General features: G+C 30.7%; 17 protein-coding genes. 15 read left to right on the top strand and 2 right to left on the bottom strand.

Features of this window, described 5'->3' with window-relative positions; genetic code table 11:
* Positions 1-250: 250 nt before the first annotated feature.
* From ABF633_RS18370 to ABF633_RS18305, 14 genes are all read left to right on the top strand, one after another.
* Entirely contained in the window at positions 251-1,138 is an 888-nt protein-coding gene (locus ABF633_RS18370) for a fructose bisphosphate aldolase (RefSeq protein WP_415525739.1), read from the top strand.
* 623 nt (positions 1,139-1,761) lie between these two features.
* The gene (locus tag ABF633_RS18365; protein ID WP_415525737.1) at positions 1,762-2,802 is read left to right on the top strand and encodes an alpha/beta hydrolase; all 1,041 of its coding nucleotides are present in this window, start codon (positions 1,762-1,764) and stop codon (positions 2,800-2,802) included.
* A gap of 213 nt (positions 2,803-3,015) precedes the next feature.
* On the top strand, positions 3,016-3,180 hold the full coding sequence (locus ABF633_RS18360) for a hypothetical protein (protein WP_415525735.1): 165 nt from the start codon (positions 3,016-3,018) through the stop codon (positions 3,178-3,180).
* Between the two features lie 516 nt (positions 3,181-3,696).
* Complete coding sequence (locus ABF633_RS18355) at positions 3,697-4,578, top strand: AraC family transcriptional regulator (RefSeq protein ID WP_415525733.1); 882 nt, start codon at positions 3,697-3,699, stop codon at positions 4,576-4,578.
* An 83-nt stretch (positions 4,579-4,661) separates the two neighbouring features.
* On the top strand, positions 4,662-6,335 hold the full coding sequence (locus ABF633_RS18350; RefSeq protein ID WP_415525730.1) for a glycoside hydrolase family 13 protein: 1,674 nt from the start codon (positions 4,662-4,664) through the stop codon (positions 6,333-6,335).
* Positions 6,336-6,516: 181 nt separating this feature from the next.
* Complete coding sequence (locus ABF633_RS18345; RefSeq protein ID WP_415525728.1) at positions 6,517-7,125, top strand: sugar O-acetyltransferase; 609 nt, start codon at positions 6,517-6,519, stop codon at positions 7,123-7,125.
* Positions 7,126-7,671: 546 nt separating this feature from the next.
* Positions 7,672-9,006 carry a H2O-forming NADH oxidase gene (nox, locus tag ABF633_RS18340; protein WP_415525726.1) on the top strand — a complete coding sequence of 445 codons (1,335 nt, stop codon included), beginning with the start codon at positions 7,672-7,674 and terminating at the stop codon, positions 9,004-9,006.
* A gap of 399 nt (positions 9,007-9,405) precedes the next feature.
* A complete protein-coding gene (gene glpK, locus ABF633_RS18335) occupies positions 9,406-10,908 on the top strand; it encodes a glycerol kinase GlpK (protein WP_415525724.1) in 1,503 nt (500 codons plus the stop codon).
* Between the two features lie 18 nt (positions 10,909-10,926).
* The gene (locus tag ABF633_RS18330) at positions 10,927-12,357 is read left to right on the top strand and encodes an NAD(P)/FAD-dependent oxidoreductase (protein ID WP_415525722.1); all 1,431 of its coding nucleotides are present in this window, start codon (positions 10,927-10,929) and stop codon (positions 12,355-12,357) included.
* Between the two features lie 136 nt (positions 12,358-12,493).
* Complete coding sequence (locus tag ABF633_RS18325; protein ID WP_415525720.1) at positions 12,494-13,750, top strand: NAD(P)/FAD-dependent oxidoreductase; 1,257 nt, start codon at positions 12,494-12,496, stop codon at positions 13,748-13,750.
* Positions 13,751-13,756: 6 nt separating this feature from the next.
* Positions 13,757-14,125 carry a DUF1667 domain-containing protein gene (locus ABF633_RS18320; RefSeq protein ID WP_415525718.1) on the top strand — a complete coding sequence of 123 codons (369 nt, stop codon included), beginning with the start codon at positions 13,757-13,759 and terminating at the stop codon, positions 14,123-14,125.
* Positions 14,126-14,356: 231 nt separating this feature from the next.
* Positions 14,357-15,628: a PocR ligand-binding domain-containing protein gene (locus ABF633_RS18315; RefSeq protein ID WP_415525716.1), complete on the top strand. Its 1,272-nt coding sequence runs from the start codon at positions 14,357-14,359 to the stop codon at positions 15,626-15,628.
* Between the two features lie 204 nt (positions 15,629-15,832).
* Positions 15,833-16,537 carry an MIP/aquaporin family protein gene (locus tag ABF633_RS18310; RefSeq protein ID WP_415525714.1) on the top strand — a complete coding sequence of 235 codons (705 nt, stop codon included), beginning with the start codon at positions 15,833-15,835 and terminating at the stop codon, positions 16,535-16,537.
* 152 nt (positions 16,538-16,689) lie between these two features.
* Positions 16,690-17,466, top strand: coding sequence for a response regulator (locus ABF633_RS18305; protein WP_415525712.1), 777 nt, complete (start codon positions 16,690-16,692; stop codon positions 17,464-17,466).
* Positions 17,467-17,770: 304 nt separating this feature from the next.
* On the opposite strand, the gene ABF633_RS18300 is transcribed toward ABF633_RS18305, so the two are convergent.
* Both ABF633_RS18300 and ABF633_RS18295 read right to left on the bottom strand, forming a co-directional pair.
* Positions 17,771-18,001: a DUF1292 domain-containing protein gene (locus ABF633_RS18300; RefSeq protein ID WP_415525710.1), complete on the bottom strand. Its 231-nt coding sequence runs from the start codon at positions 17,999-18,001 to the stop codon at positions 17,771-17,773.
* Positions 18,002-18,206: 205 nt separating this feature from the next.
* Positions 18,207-19,421, bottom strand: coding sequence for an FprA family A-type flavoprotein (locus ABF633_RS18295; RefSeq protein ID WP_415525708.1), 1,215 nt, complete (start codon positions 19,419-19,421; stop codon positions 18,207-18,209).
* A 400-nt stretch (positions 19,422-19,821) separates the two neighbouring features.
* Between ABF633_RS18295 and ABF633_RS18290 the strand changes: the two genes are divergently transcribed.
* Positions 19,822-21,378 (top strand): AAA family ATPase, encoded by a 1,557-nt coding sequence (locus ABF633_RS18290; protein ID WP_415525706.1) that lies wholly within the window; start codon positions 19,822-19,824, stop codon positions 21,376-21,378.
* Positions 21,379-21,688 lie beyond the last annotated feature (310 nt).

Genomic DNA, 21,688 nt, shown 5'->3' with positions numbered 1-21,688 from the left:
GATAGGTTGAAGGTTCGAATCCTTTTCGCGGAGCCATTTTTATTTTTTGAATATAATTATTACGTTAATTACAAATGTAGTTAGCGTTTTTTTGTTTATAAAAAATTATGTATTTATATAAAGGTTAATCAAACACATTAGAATGCTTAATGTATATGATATATTACGTGTAATGAAATAAAAAAATATACTATAATAAAGTTAGAGATGTAATTACTTAATCTCAAACAAAAATAAGGAGGGAAATCCAATGAATGAAAAGCAAATGAATCGAATGCATACAGGTAAGGGATTTATTGCCGCACTAGACCAAAGTGGCGGTAGCACTCCAAAGGCACTACTACAATATGGTATTCCAGAAAGCAGTTATTCTAATGATAAAGAGATGTTTGATTTAGTACACGAAATGAGAAAACGCATTATAATGAGTCCTGCATTTACTTCAGAGTATATTCTGGGTGCTATCTTATTTGAAAATACAATGTATCGTACCATTGATGGTCAGTATACAGCTGATTATCTTTGGCAGAGAAAGAATATTGTACCTTTTTTAAAGGTGGATAAAGGATTAACTGAACTTGAAGATGGCGTTCAGCTCATGAAACCAATAACTAATTTGAAGCACCTTTTAAAACAGGCTGTAGAAAAAAATATTTTTGGAACAAAAATGCGCTCAGTTATTAAAGAAGCTAATCCTGATGGAATTAAAAACGTAGTAAATCAGCAATTTGAAATTGCTAAACAGATCGCTAAGTTTGGTCTAGTTCCAATTATTGAACCAGAGGTTGATATTCATAGCACTGATAAGGAAGAATCAGAAAAGCTTTTAAAACTTGAAATTTCAAAGCAGTTATCAGTCCTTGATAAGGAAACAAAAGTGATGCTTAAACTCTCAATACCAACAGACGATAATTTCTATAGTGATTTCATGGATGATCCACATGTTGTAAGAGTTGTGGCTTTGTCTGGAGGTTACAGCCAAGCTGAAGCAAATAAAAAACTAGCATGCAATCATGGATTAATCGCTAGTTTCTCACGAGCTTTATCGCAAGGATTAACTGCTGAGCAGACTGAGGAAGAATTCAACGCAACCATATTGAAATCAATTAAGGAAATCTATGAAGCATCAATCAAATAATTTAGAGTGAGATTATTGTTTTAGAAGCCTTTAGAATGGTGTTTAATTTTAATTTAGATTATATATTGAAGATACTGAAGCAGGCAATAAGGTTAAGTTTGATCTAAATGGTAAAAGAGTTATTCTATATAATGCTACAGTAATAGTAGAAGAAAAATAGTCAAACATTTATGTTTATTTAATTGTGAGGAAACCTGATAAAATTAGAGCTTTTATGGGGTTTCCTCATAATTATATTATGGATCAATTAGGAGAAACCTCATAAGTACTTTTGATGTATACTATTTTATTTGTTTCTCATGACAGAAGATTTATAAGTTCCTTAGGAAACAATATTATATATTCTGTGATTATTATCAATATTAATTATATTTTAATTTAGCTAATGCTAATACTCTGAAATCCATGATAATTTGTACTACAATATTAATTTTTTGGAATACTAATTTTAAATAATAATCCGATAAAAATGTTTAATTTAGGGAGAAACTCAATCAAATACTTCCATGATTGGGTTTTCATGTGCCTAACATTTAATTATATAAAGGTTATTATGGCTATTTATAATGTATAACTTAGTTTGCAAATAATTCAGTTTAATATAATGTTGGAGGTTTTATTGAATGAAAAAGAAAAGAATGTTTTGGATTTTTTCAGTTTTTGTATTGATTGCTATTATATCTGGTTCTCTTATAATTAAAAGTTTAACTACAACAAGTTATGGTAAACTAGATACAATGTTTGGCGTGATGACGAAAATAGAAAAATATCTTAACCCTATCTCACTCAAAGGAAAATCAATATATGAAATACGGGCAGCGCTACATAAGGATACAACAAAATGGAGCTCTAAACCTATAACCTTTTCAAATATAAAGAATATGGATATAAAAACATCTTCAAATCAAGTACCAGTGCGAATATATACGCCTGATAATGGCAACAAGTTCCCTTTGATAATTTATTCCCATGGTGGTAGTTGGATTGGCGGTAATCTTGATGATTATGACAATGTTTGTAGGAAGCTTTCCAAAAATTCAAAAGCTATAGTAGTATCTGTTAATTATCGTCTTGCACCAGAAAATCCTTTTCCAGCTGGTCTTAATGACGTATATAATGTACTCCTATGGGTTTATAAAAATGCTAAGAGCATTAACGGGGACTCCAGTAGAATTTGTGTTGCAGGTGATAGTGCCGGGGGCAACCTTTCTGCGGCAGTTTCTCAAATGGCACGTGATGAAGCTGGCCCCCACATAACTTCTGTGGTATTAATATATCCATCTACAAACATTTATAAGCTTCATACTAAATCTTGGTCGTATTTTGGTATGGATTATAATCCTACAAGGGAAAACTCTGAGAGATTTATATCCCTATATACTCCAAGATTGGAAGATAGAAAAAGTAACTATGCTTCTCCTTTGTTATATAAAAATTTCAAGGGATTACCAGACACACTAATAATTACAGCTGAATTTGATCCACTAAGGGATGAGGGTGAGTCTTATGGAAATGAGTTAAGGAATGCAGGCGTGGATGTAATTTCCACAAGGTATAAAGGTGTTATTCATGGCTTCGTTTCAATGGATAATATTACAGAAAAAGCAGATCAGGCTTTAAATGAAATTTCCACATATCTACAAAGGCAATTTAATAAAAGCTGATTTTACTCTCAATTTGGACCTGCACCAGCGTGTGCATTAGGAAGCTGTTGTAACGAAAAACAGGAAGGAAAAGATTGTCTAACTGTTTTAGATTTTGTTGGTCAGGTACATAAAAATTATAATTTTGAGGAAAAGTTTAAAAATGAATAATAATTTCATCCTGTGGTAATACTAATTTTTAGAAATTGGTATAAAATAAAGGAGGGGCTTTTAATGGACAAAAGTACAGATATAAAAAAAGGTAAACATAAAAAGTCTATGGAAAAAGCAAAGGAAATGATTGACAGAGGCTGCGGACTAGGAAAGATAGTATCAGAGACTCATCTTAAAGAAGAGGATGTAATTAAAGCAAAGAAAAAGTGGGTAGATCAATCTTAAAACCTATGTTTATATATAATTAATGAGTTTGGAAAAGTGTATGATAATTATGATTTCAAAGATTATCAATTTTTCAACGTGATAGAAAGTGCGGGCAAGCCCTCACTACAAGGATAGTTCTTATAGAAGATGACTCCTAGTCATCTCCTTGATTTTATGAGCAATTTTGTTAGAAAAATTGTAATATCAAACTTATTTAAATTTAATTTACATTGAAAATAATAGCTTTTTACGCAATTTAGATAGTTCAAAAATTTATAAATAAGGAAAAGTACATAGATTTTATTCTTGTAAATCTATGTACTTTCTCAATATAATTTAATTTAGGGAATATTAACTTTACATTTTGAGAAAAAACACTACAATAGCATTCTAATTATTCTTAATATGGTATAATCCGATAATATATTATAAAATAAAAATATATAACTACTAAGTCTAGCGTAGATATTGCAGATAGATTTGTTCAAATATGAATGATGCTCTTAATAAATAAATGAAAGGACAACTTTTTAGATGATGGAGAGGGAAGAACTAAAAGAAGAAGTTACACATGGAAATGTTAGCTTTCCTTTAGCCTGTTATAAATGGAATGCTAATAAACAGTTTTTTGTTAAATTGCATTGGCATGATGAAACAGAATTAGTCTTTTTTCAAAAAGGAAAATTTATTGTAGACATTAACATGAAAAAATATGAGATAGACTCTCCTGCATTTATGTTTATTACTTCCGGGGATATTCATTCTATTATCGGCGAAGGAGGGGGCAGGGAAAGTGCTGTAGTTTTTGATTTGAAGATGCTTAGTTTTGAGTATTTTGATGGAATACAATATCATATTATCAGACCATTGCTTGAAAAAAAGATACAGTTTCCTAAATTTGTTTTTTCAAAAGATAGTATATTTATAGAAGTGGGAAAAATATATAGGAAAATTATAAAAGAGTCAAGATGCGAAGAATTAAGTTCATGTATTCGAGTGAAATCATATATCTATCAACTGATTGCCCTTTTGTATGAAAATAAAAAATTTTACTATTCAGATGATATTAAGAAAGAGGATAACTATAAAATAGCAAATGTTAAAAAGATTCTTACTTACATTCATGATAATTACAGCCAAAAAATATCCACCAATGATATGGCGAAACTAGTAGGAATGAACTCACAATATTTCTGCCGGTATTTTAAAAAGTTAATTGGAAAAACACCAACCGGCTATATCAATGAAATCAGGATTGAAAGAGCTTCTGAATATATTTTACAAACAGAAATGAAGATTATTGATATTGCTATGGCTTGTGGATACGAGAATATGGGATATTTTATCAAACGTTTTAGGGAACATAAACATATGTCTCCGTCAGAATATCTAAAAAAAATAAAAAAGTCAAAATAGTATAGTGTTTTGTCAAAATTGAAGAAGAAATTTCCTTTCTATGTATATATACTGTAAATATATATTAGAAAGGGGATTTTTTTATGAAAAGACAGTGGTGGCACAAAAAAGTAGCATATCAGATTTATCCTAAGAGTTTTAATGATACCAATGGAGATGGTATTGGAGATATTAGAGGAATTATTGAAAAATTAGATTATCTGAAAGAATTGGGGATTGATATTATTTGGATTTGTCCTATATATAAATCTCCTTTTGTAGACCAGGGATACGACATATCAGATTATTACAGTATTGCACCGGAGTTTGGTACTATGGATGAATTTGATGAGCTTCTGGAAGAAGCAAAGAAAAGAAATATGTATATTGTCATGGATTTAGTTATTAATCATTGTTCTGACAAACATGAATGGTTTCAAAAGGCACTAGCTGAACCAAATGGTGAATATGCAGATTATTTCTATTTTGTAAAAGGTAAAAATGGAAATCCACCTAGTAACTATCGTTCCTATTTTGGTGGAAGTGTATGGGAACCAGTGGAAGGTACAGATAAATATTATCTGCATCTGTTTGCTAAGGAACAGCCGGATTTAAACTGGAATAATCCTAAAGTGAAAGAGGAGTTATTTAAGATGATTAACTGGTGGCTTGAAAAGGGGCTGGCAGGTTTTCGTATTGATGCTATTATCAATATCAAAAAAGATTTAGCATTTCCAAGTTATTCGCCAGATGGAGATGATGGACTTGTCAGTGTAACAAAAATGGTAGAAGAAGTAAAAGGAGTAGGCGAAATGCTTCAGGAAATGAAGCAGCAGACTTTTGACAGGTTTGAAGCATTTACAGTAGCAGAGGTCTTTAATATGAAGGATGATGAGCTGCCAAAATTTATTGGTGAAGGTGGTCATTTTTCTACAATGTTTGATTTTTCTGCACATGTTCTTACAAATGGTAAAAACGGCTGGTATGATGCTAAGCCAATAGATTTTGATACATGGAGAAATACTATGTTTCAGTCACAGTTACAATGTCAGGGAATAGGATTCCTGGCTAATATTATTGAAAATCATGATGAGCCAAGAGGGATTTGTACTTATCTCCCAGAATATGCACAAGGGGAAGATGGAATAAAAATGCTTGCAACAACGAGTATTCTGCTGCGTGGAATCCCTTTTATTTATCAGGGACAAGAAATTGGTATGAGAAATTGCAGAATGGAAAGTATTGATGAATATGATGATATTGGCACAAAGGATCAGTACAAAAAAGCTATAGAGGCAGGTCTAAGCAATGAGGAGGCATTGGAAGTATGCTATGCACACAGTAGGGATAATGCAAGAACTCCAATGCAGTGGAGTGGGAAACACAATGCAGAATTTACAGAAGGAAAGCCATGGATTAAGGTCAATCCAAATTATCCTGATATTAATGTAGAATCCCAAATGAAGGATGAAGCATCTGTATTGCTATATTACCAGAAACTGATTGCTTTAAGAAAATCAGAACAATATGGAGAAGTCTTTACCTATGGAGATTTTATTCCTGCATATTTAGATAATGAAAAGATATATGCTTATTACAGGCAATTAGATAACCAGAAAATATTGGTAGCAGCTAATTTTGGAGAGATAGAAATGACACTGGAAATGAAGCATGATAGAAATGAGGTATTATTATCCAATATGAATATTTCATCACCTATTGGAAGAAAAGTTGTGTTGAAATCATGTGAGGCAGCAGTAGTATATGTTGGTCAATAGTTAACCTTGTGTTTATTGGATTAGTTATGATAAATATATATTCATCCTATTGGCAGTACGGGGATTTATACGGTTACAGTTTTTCGCGAGTACCATAGAGTAGATTTGTTTAGTATCATGTAATATGGAAATAAAGATAATTATAAAAATAGAAAAAAAGGAAGGGAGAAATTGAGAAAGAATGAATCAAAAAGAAAGAATGATAGCAGGATTACCATACAAAGCGTGGTTAGATGGACTTAGTGAAGAGAGAATACAAAATAAATTAAAAATATATGATTATAATTTACTTCGCCCTGATGAAGATAAAAAAATGTCTCAAATGATCAAAGATATATTAGGGAAAACAGGCGATAGTATTTTTATAGAACAACCATTTCATTGCGATTATGGTAAAAACATAGAAGTCGGAAATAATTTTTATGCAAATTATAATTGTACAATATTAGATGTGAGTAAGGTAATAATCGGTGAAAACGTTATGTTTGCTCCCAATGTAGCAATTTATACAGCAGGACATCCAATTCACCCACAATCAAGAAATTCTGGTTATGAGTATGGTCTTGCAGTAACCATCGGTAATAATGTTTGGATAGGTGGAAGTGTTGTAATAAATCCTGATATTAAGATAGGAAATAATGTTGTAATAGGTTCTGGAAGCGTTGTAACAAAAGATATACCAGATAATGTGGTTGCAGTGGGAAATCCATGTAAGGTGATACGAAAAATAACAGATGATGATAGAAAATACTATTTTAAGGATAGAGAATTTGATGTTCAAGATTATTAATAGCAATTAAACATTATACTAAACAGCTGGGTTTATTGAGGATTTTTGGATATTTAGCTGTTATCAAAGGAGAAATTAATTTTCAACCAACTTTTCCATGTGAATTAGGATGTGCTTTCGATGAAAGTACATCTGTTTTTTTATGCTTTTTTAACCTAATGTGTGTGGAATTACCCACTCTCTATAGGTTGGAGATGGATAGCACCTGCTTACAGGCAATAGATGTGATAAATACATCAAGTTATATAAATTTGCTATCAGTAGGGCCAGAAGACTTGTAAAAAAGGATTTCCGAATAAAAAAAGCAGTTGTGGAAAAAATATTTCTGAAGTAGAAGTTACTGACTTATAACAACTATTGGTGAGAGCATATGACAGAGATAAAAATACTTCAGTAAATATTTGTGCAAGTTATTTTTAATAAAAATTATTTTTGGGGTTGATTAAATAGTATATTTCGTGGTATCTTATTAATATTGAAATTATAATTATTATTATATAATAATTAATATTCATATTATTATAAGGTTTAGAAGGAGTGATTGAAATGAGTAAAATTATCTTGGTGGGTGCAAATCATGCTGGAACTGCTGCAGCTAATACTATTTTAGATAACTATCCTGGAAATGAATTAGTTATTTTTGATAGAAATAGTAATATTAGTTACTTGGGATGTGGTACTGCTTTGTATGTTGGAAAGCAGATAGATGATACTGCTGGACTGTTTTATTGTTCCCCAGAAATATTTGCTTCTAAAAAAGCTGTGGTACATATGGAAGCAGAAGTAAAAAATGTGGATTTTCAAGAGAAAAAAGTTTATGCTGTAGATAAAAATGGTACAGAAATAGTTGAAAGCTATGATAAATTGATTTTAGCAACTGGTTCACTTCCTATCATTCCTAAAATTCCTGGGGTTGATTTAGAAAATGTAGAAAATGTAAAGTTATTTCAGGATGGTCAAAAAATTGATAAATTGCTTCAAGATGATTCAATTCGAAATGTAGCAGTTGTAGGAGCAGGGTATATTGGCGTTGAAATTGCAGAAGCAATTAAACGTCGTAATAAAAATCCTCTATTATTTGATGTAGCAGATACTAGTCTTTCAAGTTATTATGATGAATGGTTCAGTCATGATATGGATGAAATTCTAAAAAACAATGGAGTAGAATTACATTACGGCGAAATGGTTAAGGAAATCAAAGGTGATACCAAAGTAACAGGTATTGTTACTGATAAAGGTGAGTATGACGTAGATTTGGTAATTATTTGTATTGGCTTTTATCCAAATAGCTATATTGGTAAAGATAAAATTGATACCATTGCAAATGGAGCTTATAAAGTAAATCTTAATCAAGAGACAAACATTCAGGATGTATATGCTATTGGCGATTGTGCTACTGTTTATAGTAATGTCATGAAACAAAGCAATTATATTGCCTTGGCAACTAATGCAGTACGCAGCGGCGTGGTAGCCGGACACAATGCTTGTGGTACACCTGTTGAGTCTGCAGGTGTACAGGGTTCAAATGGAATATGTATATTTGGATATAAGATGGTGTCTACAGGTTTGAATTTAAAAGCTGCTAAAAAAGCAGGATTTGATCCAGTTTATACACAATATGAAGATTTACAAAAACCAGCTTTTATTAAAGAAGAAAATGCAAAGGTAAAAATTCGCATTATCTATGATAAGGAATCTCGTAGAGTATTAGGTGCAGAGATGGCTTCATATTATGATATTTCTATGGGTATTCATATGTTTTCCTTGGCTATCGAAGAAGGAGTTACTATTGACAAGTTGAAACTTTTGGATATATTCTTCTTGCCTCATTTCAACCAACCTTATAACTATATAACTATGGCGGCATTGAGTGCTGAGTAATTATTCATATAACTAGAAAACTGCCTTTAAGAAATATATATAAAAGCCAAGCAGCAGATTATAGGGGTTAATCTGCTGCTTGGCTTTTGTGTTAATATCTATCTCTTTGTATATGGAAGTTGTCTGTCTTTTCTTGCATGTTTCTTGTTTTGGAGTAGTACTGTGCTAAATAAAATGTATACAAGTAGGGAGTGATATATATTAAAATAATAAAATACGCATTTACAGAATGACAAAATAATAGTATGCAACAAAATAATACTATTTTAAAGTATAAATAGAGCAATATACAACAAAAATGAAACAAAATATAATGATAAGGTTTTCAATAATTGTAGTATTATTTAATTAGAGGAAAGATAAATATAGTAACATTTATTAAAATAGTGGGGTGGGAAAGTGAATAAGTATATAATGGCTTTAGATCAGGGTACTACAGGTTCAAAATGTATTATTTTCGATGAAGGCGGTAATATAGTCAGCAGTGCACAAAAGGAGACTACTCAGATATATCCAAAGGCTGGATGGGTTGAACATATTCCTATGGAAATATGGGCTACGCAGTTCAGTGTAGCAGCAGAGGCAATGGCAAAAAGTAATATATCAGCTGTAGATATAGCGGGAATTGGCATAACAAATCAAAGAGAAACTACAATTGTCTGGGATAAGAGAACAGGGGTTCCGGTATATAATGCCATAGTTTGGCAGTGCAGGAGAACAGCAGAATTTTGTGATGAACTTAGAGAACGGGGATTTGAAGATGTAATAAAAGAGAAAACAGGACTTATGCTGGATGCATATTTTTCAGCAACGAAGATTAAATGGATTTTGGATAATGTTCAGGGTGCAAGGGAAGAGGCAGAACGAGGTAATTTATTGTTTGGAAATGTGGATACCTGGTTAATTTGGAATTTGACAAAGGGTAAGGTTCATGTAACCGATTACACGAATGCGTCAAGAACTCTGCTATACAATATTTATGATTTAAAGTGGGATGATGAATTACTTGATATATTTGGCATTCCAAAATCTATGCTTCCAGAAGTAAAACCATCCAGCTGCATTTATGGTAATACTGATGAAATCATATTTGGAAAGCCAATTCCAATATGTGGAGATGCAGGGGATCAACAGGCATCTTTATTTGGTCAGACTTGTTTTAATGAAGGAACTGCCAAAAATACCTATGGCACTGGATGTTTCATATTGCTGAATACAGGAGAAAAAGCTGTAAAATCTAAAAATGGTTTGATTACTACAATAGCTGCAGGGGTAGGCGATCAGGTAGAATATGCGTTGGAAGGAAGTATATTTATGGGTGGAGCTTCCATTCAGTGGTTAAGAGATGAGCTTAGAATGATTAAAAGTGCAGCGGATACCGAGGAATACGCAGAGGCTGTAGAAGATACCAATGGAGTTTATGTGGTTCCTGCTTTTGTAGGACTTGGCGCTCCTTATTGGGATCCTTATGCAAGAGGTATTATCGTCGGACTTACAAGAGGTGCTAAAAAGGAACATTTAATTAGAGCTACATTAGAAGCCTTGGCATATCAGACCTATGATGTGTTAAAAGCCATGGAGGAGGATTCTGATATAAAATTAAAAATTTTAAAAGTAGATGGAGGAGCCTGCGTTAATAATTTTCTTATGCAGTTCCATGCTGATCTATTAGATATTAAAGTAGACAGACCTAAAGTAGTACAGACTACGGCAATGGGAGCAGCTTATCTTGCAGGTTTGGCAGTTGGCTATTGGAAGGATAAAGAAGATGTTTCAAGGAACAGAGAAACTTCAAGAGTGTTTAGTCCAAATATGGAGGAATCAAAAAGAGAAAATTTGTTAAAGAGTTGGCATGCCGCAGTGGAAAGATCAAGAAACTGGGCTAATGTAAGTAATAAATAAAAATTTAGGGGGTAAAAAATGTTTGATGTAATTATTATTGGAGCTGGCGTAATCGGTTGCAGCATAGCGAGAGAAATATCAAGATATGATTTAAAGGTTTGTGTATTAGAAAAGGATATAGATGTTGCTAATGGGACCAGTAAAGCAAATAGTGGCATAGTTCATGCTGGATATGATGCAAAATTTGGTTCACTTAAAGCAAAGTTAAATGTTAAAGGAAATCAGATGTTTGATAGGCTGTCAAAGGAATTAGATTTTCCCTTTAAACGAAATGGATCATTGGTACTCTGTTTTGATGAAAAAGATTTAGATAAATTGAGAGCAATAAAGGAAAATGGAGAAAAAAATGGAGTTAAGGATTTAAGAATATTTGGTAGGGAAGAAGTAAAAGCTATAGAACCCAATATATCAGATAAGGTAGTTGCAGCTATGTATGCACCTACAGGTGGAATTGTGTGTCCTTATGAAATGACCATAGCCTATGCAGAAAATGCCTATGATAATGGAGTACAATTTCAACTGCTGACAACTGTGGAAGATATAGAAAAAAATAATTCCAAATTTATTATAAAAACTGATAAAGGTGATATTAGTGCAAAATTAGTTATAAATGCAGCAGGTTTATATGCAGATACAATAAATAACAGATTAAGTGAGAATAAGTTTGATATTATACCAAGAAAAGGTGAGTATTGTCTATTTGACAAGGATGCCAAAGATGATTTGGAAAAAACTTTATTTCAACTTCCAACTAAAATGGGGAAGGGGGTACTTGTCACACCGACTGTTGATGGAAACTTACTAATAGGTCCTAATGCAATAGATATAAAAGAAAAAGATGATCTTTCAACAACTGAAGAGGGTATAGATGATATTTTATCTAAGGCAAAATTGACAATGGATACAATACCAATGAGACAGGTAATAACCTCTTTTTCTGGACTTAGGGCTCATTCAGAATTAAATGATTTTATAATAGGTGAAGCTGAAGATGTAGATAATTTTATTAATGCTGCAGGAATTGAATCTCCAGGGCTTTCTAGTGCACCAGCTATTGCAGAAATGGTAACAGATATAGTAGTAGAAAAACTTTCACCAGATAAGAATAAAGATTTTAATCCTGTTAGAAAAGGTATTCCTAAATTTAGAGAATTAAGCAATGAAGAAAGAGCAAAATTGATAGCTGAAAATAGGGCTTATGGAAGAGTTATCTGCAGATGCGAAATTGTCACTGAAGGGGAAATTATAAATGCAATTAAAAGACCTCTGGGAGCAAAAACTATAGATGGCATAAAAAGAAGAACCAGAGCAGGTATGGGTAAATGTCAATCTGGATTCTGCTCAAATAAAATAGTTGATATTTTATCAAGGGAGCTGGATATATCTCCTGAAGATGTAAGCAAATTTGGTAGTGCTTCAAAGATCCTTATAGGAAAGATAAAAGAATAGGAATATTGGATATTGGTAAAAAAACTTGATTTCATAATAAGTAATAAATAACCATTAGGACTTCTTTCCACAATAATAATTAAAGATAAGAGAGATATAACTGAAAATTCAAAGTATAGAGAGGAAGGTTAGCGTAATGCAACAATATGATATTGTAATTATTGGAGGAGGACCTGCTGGTCTTGCTGCTGCAATAAAGGCAAAAGAAGAGGGCATTGAAAATATATTAATATTAGAAAGAGACAATAAACTTGGGGGAATATTAAATCAATGTATTCATAATGGATTTGGTCTTCATACCTTTAAAGAAGAATTAACAGGACCTGAATATGCACAAAGATTTATAGATAAGGCAATTTACATGAAAATTCCATATAAATTGAATACCATGGTAATTGATTTAACAGAGGATAAAAAAATAACGGCAGTAAACGATGTAGATGGAATTTTAGAAATACAGGCTAAATCTATTGTGTTAGCAATGGGCTGTAGAGAGAGACCAAGGGGAGCTATTAATATACCAGGAAGTAGATGCGCTGGTGTATACTCAGCTGGTACTGCGCAGAAATTTGTAAATATAGAGGGGTATATGCCAGGAAAAGAAATTGTAATACTTGGTTCAGGGGATATTGGGCTTATTATGGCAAGGAGAATGACTTTTGAGGGGGCTAAAGTTAAGGCCGTAGTTGAAGTAATGCCATATTCAGGAGGACTAAAGAGAAATATAGTTCAGTGCTTGGATGATTATAATATTCCTCTTAAGCTGTCATATACGGTAACAAATATAAAGGGTAAAGAAAGAGTGGAAGGTGTTACCATAGCAAAAGTAGATAAGAATAGAAAGCCAATCAAGGGCACTGAGGAATTTATTAGCTGTGATACTGTACTTTTATCAGTAGGACTTATACCGGAAAATGATCTTTCACAGAAGGCAGGAATTAAATTATCAAGGGTTACTTCAGGAGCCTTTGTAAATGAAAGCCTGCAAACAAGTGTAGAAGGCATATTTGCCTGTGGTAATGTACTTCACGTACACGACTTAGTTGATAACGTTACTATTGAGAGCATGTCCGCAGGAGCAAATGCTGCGGAATATGTAAAGGGTAAAAAATTTGATAAAAAAGGCATAGAAATTATACCTTCCAATGGGGTGAGATATACTGTACCAACCTATATAAATAGTGAAAATGTGGAAAAGGCTGTAGATGTAAGATTTAGAGTTGGAGATGTATTTGAAAATAGTTATATATCTGCCTATTTTGATAATGAAAGAGAAATTCATATAAAAAAGAGTATTTTAACCCCAGGTGAAATGGAAACTATAAAAATTACAAAGCAGATGTTGGATAAACACAGTGATTCTAAAAAAATAGATATAATGGTTGAGAGGTGATAAGGTATGAGTGAAGAGAGACAGTTAACTTGTATAGGATGTCCGAGGGGATGTTCTCTAAAAGTATATTTAAATGGCACTACTGTAGTAGATGTAACTGGAAATGCTTGTAAAAGAGGAGCTGCGTATGGAGAGAAGGAATGCACAAATCCAACTAGAATTGTAACTTCCTGTGTGAAAGTGAAGGATGGAGTGGAAAATGTTGTTTCTGTAAAAACAGAAGAGGATATTCCAAAAGAAAAAATATTTCAATGTTTAGAAGCACTTAGAAATGTAGTTGTAGAAGCTCCTATTACAATAAACGATATAATAATAAAAAATGTGGCTGACACCGGTATAAATATAATAGCCACTAAAAATATAGAGCAAAAGTGAATTTTATCCCATGACTAGCCGCTGTAACACTCCAACTTCTAAAGCCGGAAATAACAGCGACACGTCCCTGGATAATTCATCTAAACTTGGTGGGAGTACAACATAATCCCACCAAGTAAGATTCATTAATACTAGTTTGATAATTAATTCTATTTGATCAACTGCAGTACTAAAATACTATATTTTGCAAAATCAATTTGCAAATGAAACTATATAAATATATAATTTTAATTGCAAGTAATTAATATATTTGAAGTATTTGAGGTGAATGTATTGGCTGTGGAATTTATCTTAAAAGATATCATAGATATGGAAGAATTTCAAAAAATACAGGACGATATTGCCTATTCAACAGGTACTGCAATTATTACAACTGATTATAATGGAAAACCAATAACAAAGCATAGTATGTGCACTGATTTTTGTAATAGTATTCGTGAAAAAAGTGATTTAAAAGCTTTATGTGAAAAATGTGATTCTATAGGTGGATTAGAGTCAGTAAGAAGGGGAAGTCCGTATATTTATAAATGTCATATGGGAATTATAGATTTTGCGATTCCCATTATATTTAAAGGCAAATATATTGGGAGTCTAATGGCAGGGCAAATTTTGACAGAGGAAAGTGAACTTAAAAAGCTAGAAAATATTATTGAAGTTGATGATAAAATAGAGAATAAAGATAAAGTTATGGAAAAGTATAAAAATATACCGATTATACCCTATGATAAAATTCAGTCTATTGCTAAAATGATATTTCGTGTAAGTAATTATATTGTGGATCAGGGAGCTTTAAAAATGATTCAACAGGAGCTTAATGAAAAAAATATAAGGGTTATGGAGGCTGAAAAAATTCAAACAGAGCTGGAGAGAGAATTAAAGGACTCCCAGTTAAAAGCTCTGCAATCTCAAATTAATCCTCATTTTTTATTTAATACCTTAAACAGTATTTCGGCATTGGCGTTGATTGAAGAAGCACCAAGAACCAAGGAAGTTGTCTGTAATCTATCAGAAATTCTCCGATATACATTGAGAAATACAAGAGGAGTGGTGGAGTTGGAAGATGAAATTAGTTATATTATTTCATATTTGAACTTACAGAAAATAAGATTTGGTTCCAGATTGGATTTTCATGTTGATGTAGATGATAAATATCAGAAAGTAAAGATTCCATTTATGATTATACAGCCTTTTGTTGAAAATTCCATAATTCATGGAATAGGCTTAAAAGAAAAGGGCGGACTGATAAAAATTAAGGTATATAAATCTGATAATGCTTTAATTATTTTAATTGAAGACAATGGAGTAGGCATTGATGAAGATAAATTAAGATTAATAAATAGCGGAAAAGGTGAATATGGTGAAAAAAATTCTCCACATGGAATTGGAATTGTCAATGTTAAACAGAGAATGAATTACTTTTATGGGAAAAATTATTATATTGATATAACCAGTCCAAAAAATAAAGGTACTAAAGTTAAAGTAATGTTGTTTAATAACATATAAATAGCAAAAATTTACAAAAGTAGGACAAAATATTTTGATGATAATCTAATAATATATTGTATCATATTAAGTGGAGGAATTAATTCCTTTATAGAAGGTGAAATTTTAGCTTTAATTTATCCGAAAACTCTTGATTTTTGAGAGTAATTTTTATTGTAAAATTTGCAAACGTTTGCAATAAATTAATTTGAAAGGAAGATTGCTATGTCAAAATTTATAGCTGAAATGTTAGGAACCATGATTCTAATTATCTTAGGCGATGGAGTTGTTGCAAATGTGGTATTAAATAAAACAAAAGGTCAAAATTCAGGATGGATAGTTATTACCACTGGATGGGCTCTGGCAGTTGCTATACCTGTGTTTATATTTGGAAGTACTAGCGGAGCACATTTTAATCCAGCAGTAACAATTGGTCTAGCTGTAATAGGAAAGTTTCCCTGGAATAATGTACTCCCTTATATAACTGCTCAATTAATAGGTGCTTTTATAGGAGCCGCAATAGTCTGGATATATTATAGACCTCATTTTAATGTTACTGAAGATCATGATGCAAAACTTTCTGTATTCTGCACACAGCCTGCTATTAGAGATACGTTTTCAAATTTTATTTGTGAATTTATTGGTACCTTTATATTAGTTTTTTCAATATTGGGTATAGGAAATACACATATGGCAGATGGTGTATCACCTTTAGTAGTTGGTTGTATTATCTGGGTGATTGGTCTTACTTTGGGTGGGACAACAGGATATGCTATTAATCCCGTCAGAGATCTTGGACCGCGTATAGCCCATTATGTTTTGCCTATATATAAAAAGGGAAGTTCTGAATGGAACTATGCATGGATTCCTGTGATAGCGCCTATATGTGGAGGCGTTGTTGGGGCCATTCTCTATAAAATTTTATTTTAATTTCAATATATGTATAGCTTTTCATATGCTGTTGTGCTATGATATACATTATATGTATGTTATATACAGTATAATAAATTTTACTTATTAGAAAAGGATATATTATTTAAATATCTATGGCATTTAATATAAAAATTTTTCGGGTGATTCTTATGTATAAAATATTATTAGTGGATGATGAAGAATTACAAAGAGAAGCTTTAAAAATTATGTTAAAAAACTTTAAAGATGTAGTAAAAGTTATAGGTGAAGCACAAAATGGTAGGGAAGCTATAGAATTAGATGAAAAATTAGAGCCGGATATAATTTTTATGGATGTAAAAATTCCTGGAATAGATGGCATTAAGGCTTCGGAAATAATTAAAAGTACAAATCATAATAAAATAATTATCATAATTACAGCTTATGACGATTTCAATTTAATTCATAAAGCTTTACTCTTAAATGTAAACGATTATATATTAAAACCTGTAAGAGAGAAGCAATTAAATGAGGTTCTAAATACACAAATTGCCAAATTAAAACTGCACCAAAATAAAAGAGAAAAAACGGAATTAGATGACAAAAATACTTATGCTGAAAAAGATAAAGAAGATATAAATTGTATAAATAAGTCTTTACAGCCTGCATTAAAATATATAAAGAAAAATTACAGAGATGAAATAAGTCTGGAAGAAATGGCTAATGTTACAAATTTGAGCGTGTATTATTTCAGCAGGTTATTTAAGAAAGAAATAGGAATTAATTTTACAACTTACGTAAATCAATGTAAAATAAAAAAAGCAAGGGAAATGCTTGAATATACAGATATACCAATAGTAGATATAGCTGCAGAACTTGGATATTATGAATGTGGATATTTTACAAAAGTATTTAAAAAAATTAATGGAATAACTCCAACTAAGTATAGAAATATTATTAAAAAATAGACTGGATAAAGTATGTTCTTTGTTTCATGTAGTCATAACAAATAAAAAAGAAATTGAAGATGAAATTGTAGCAAGCATAAATTGTCTATTGCGATACCAATTTACGCCATAGAAATTGGTACTATAGTAAAAAATGCAAAATTATGCTTGCTCCTTGCTGCCCATATCTCTTGCTGCATGAGTAATTTTCTTCCTTCTTTTTTTATACTCTGCTGAAGACTCTCTTTTATTTACTGTTTATTTAATACATACTTATACCCATGAACCTATTATTACTATACATATGCGATAGATAAAATATTTTTTAATGCTGGTTGTATTTCTGTAATACTTTTTTGAACTCTTCTCCTTGCCCTATGGACAAGTATTCTGTTTCACCATTCTTTATAACTGTCTTATAAGCATAGGCCTCATTTGAATCTTCAGGCCCAACTATCACATATTCATTTCCATCCATTTTAACAATATCAATCAATTCTAAATCTACTTTCTTGCCACTTTCATTTATTACAGTGATTAATTTATTAGTTTTCATATATATACCACCTTTCTCTTATTATATTGTGTCTAAATAGAGGTTTTATACCAAATTTTTATAATAACTTAGTAAAAGTCGTAAAAAGATGTGGTGAAAAGTTTTCATGTTAGTTGCAGTATTAAGCAGGAAAAAGCCCTGGAATATAATATTATTCCAGGGCTTTTCAATAATTTATATAAAAAATTTTTTATATAAATGCATTTTATAGTTCATTTAAAGATTTATAGATGTCATCAGCTAGTTTATCAAGTTTTTGTTCTTGTTCTGCCTTAAGTGTAGAAGTTGTATCTATTGGCTCACCTATAATTTCCATATTAGGCATATTGCCGATTAGTTCTTTCATCTGTTTTACAGCAGCACTTGCCCAAGTATGGTTTCCTAAAATTGAAACTTTACGATTTTTAAAGCCTAATGCAGTTAATTCATGCAGTAATGTATGCATTGGATAGTAAAGGTTCAGATTATATGTTGGAGCACCAATTACCATATGACTGTATTTCCATAGATCAGATATTATGTATGAAGGATGAGTTTTAGATACATCATACATACGTATATCTTTAATTCCCTTTTGAGCAAGTTTATTAGCCAAAGCATTCATCACATTTTCTGTATTACCATACATAGATCCGTAGGCAAAGACAACACCTTTTTTCTCAGGTTTATAAAGACTCCAGTAATTATACTTATCTAAAATGTATGGAATGTCCTTTTTGTGCCATATAGGACCATGTACGGAACATATCATATTAATTTCAAGCTTTGAAAGCTTTTTCAAAGCAGATTGAACCTGTCTTCCATATTTTCCTACAATATTAGTATAGTATCTTCTTGCTTCATCTAAGAAGACATTTTCAAAATCTGTTTCATCTGCAAAGATATTTCCAGCTAGTGCACCAAAAGATCCAAATGCATCTGCAGAAAATAAGATACCTTGAGATTTTTCATAGGTTACCATAACTTCAGGCCAGTGAACCATAGGCGCAAAATAGAAGCTAAGGGTATGATTACCAAGTAATATTTCTGTTCCTTCTTTTTCTATTACTATACTATTAGATGATATATCTATATTGAAATATTGATCAAAGAACTTAAAGGTTGTTTTACTTGCTATTATTTTTACTTCTGGATAAAGTCTTATTATTTCCTCAATATTGGCACCATGATCTGGTTCTATATGGTTAACCACTAAATAATCTAACTTTCTACCTGCAAGGACATGTTTTATATTTTCTATAAATAATTTGGTGATTGATGAATCAACTGTATCTAAAAGTACTGTCTTATCATCTAATATTAAATATGAATTGTATGATACCCCATTTGGAAGAGGAAACATATTTTCAAAAAGTTCAAGTCTTCTGTCGCTTCCTCCAACCCAAAATATTTGTGGAGAGATTTCTTGTACACTATGCAAAGCAAGTGCCCCCTTTCATTTATAGTATTTACTATATATAGTTTTTAATATATATAGTATTATTTTAACACTATGATACTTAAAAGCAAGTCTACTTATTAAATTTGTAATTTTAAAAAGCTTTTTAATATCTGTAGAAGGTTCTATACAGTTATAGGTAGTGTTTGCTACAGTAATAGAAAAATTATAATTGATGGATGTACATAGTAAAAATTTCATGTGATTAATTTAAATTAATTAATTCTTATAATATAAAAAACTATTATGTTATAATCTAGGTAAGAATATATAGAGTGAAAAATATGTGTAATTGTTTGATTTCTTATCTCAAAGCATATAAAAAAGCAATTATTGTATAGAAAATAGTAGTAGTAATTTTGTTGGAATAGAGGTGTAATTTATGGGTAGAAAGTTCAATACTACAGGTGTTTGTATACCACATCTACATTATATGGTAGATATAAGTAATAAACTTGATAAAATTGAAGGTATGGTTCGAAGTGGTGAATACTTCGTTATAAATAGACCAAGGCAGTACGGCAAAACTACAACTATGTATATGTTAGAACAAGATTTAAAAGAAGAATATTTAATATTGAGCATTAGCTTTGAAGGCATAGGAGATAAAGTTTTTGAAAGTGAATCGGAGTTTTCAGTAAGTTTTTTAAAAATTTTAGCTAAGGCTGCCAAGTATCAAGATAAAGAAATAAGTAAGTTCATATTAGAGCTTGTAAATGGTGTAAATAATTTTGAACTTTTATCAGAAAGTATAACTGATCTGGTAGAAGAAAGTAAAAAAGAGGTAGTACTGCTAGTTGATGAAGTTGATAAAAGTTCTAATAATCAATTGTTTTTAAGTTTTTTAGGAATGCTTAGAAATAAGTTTTTATTAAGACAACAGGGTAAAGATAGAGCTTTTCATTCCGTTATCCTTGCAGGAGTCTATGACATCAAAAACTTAAAGCTTAAAATTAGGGATGATTATGAAAAAAAATATAATAGCCCATGGAATATTGCAACAAATTTTAAGGTGGATATGAGTTTTAACGATGAAGAGATAGCTACTATGCTTAAGGAGTACTCAAAAGATAAAAATATATCAATAAATGTTAAAGAAATCTCAGAAAGAATTTATTTTTATACAAGTGGATATCCTTTTTTGGTAAGCAGGCTTTGTGAGATTATGGATGATAATTTATTACTTGATAGTAAGTCAGCTTGGGGCTCTGAAAATATAAATAAAGCTGTAAAACAATTGTTACAAGAGAGTAATACTCTTTTTGACGACTTAATAAAAAATATTGAAAATAATAATGAACTTAGAGAATATATATTTGATTTAACAATTAATGCTACTGAAAAAACTTTTAATATCCATAATCCATTAATAGATTTAGGTATTGTATTTGGATATTTTAAAAATCTAGATGGAAGAGTAAAAATATCTAATCGAATATTTGAGCAAATGCTTTACAATTATTTTTCTTCTAAGCTAGAAAATAAAACAGATATGTCAAATTATAATTTTAGAGAAAACTTTATTATTAATAATAAATTAGATTTTAAAAATATTGTTTTAAGGTTTCAACAATTTATGAAAGAACAATATAGTTCTATTGATTCTAAGTTCATAGAACGAGAGGGAAGACTCCTTTTTTTAGCTTTTATAAAACCAATTATAAACGGAGTAGGCTTTGATTTTAAGGAAGTACAGGTATCAGAAGAAAAAAGGCTGGATATAGTAATTACTTATTTACAAAATAAATATTTAGTGGAGCTTAAGATATGGCGTGGACAGGAATATCATAAAAAGGGATTAAAGCAATTATATGATTATATGGATATTCAAGAATTGAATACTTCATATCTTGTTGTATATGATTTTAACAAGAGTAAAGAGTACAAGAATGAAAAGTTAATTTATAAAGATAAAGAAATTTTTATTGTATGGGTATAGAAAACAGAGTATAAATAAAAAATTAAAAGTATTTTTATTGACAAAATACTTTTAAAGCTATATATTAAGTTTGAAATAAGATTCTAATCATTTAATTTGAGTAAACAGTTTTTTATTATTTGATAATGAAATTCGCTAACTACAAAACTAGAAGGCAAGTTTAAAATATTATAAAAATAAACTTTTAAAATATATTAAACTTGCCTTTTGATTTTATAGGATTATTTAATTCAATCAATTATTAAATGTAATTTTATAAAAACTTTTTACCAAAATTATAAAAAGTATTATTATTAAAAGAAAATCAATA

Source organism: Clostridium sp., assembly GCF_047718555.1.
Taxonomy (GTDB): domain Bacteria; phylum Bacillota; class Clostridia; order Clostridiales; family Clostridiaceae; genus Clostridium_I.
The sequence above is the reverse complement of the archived record's forward strand: the minus strand, read 5'-3'. Positions and strand labels throughout refer to the sequence as shown.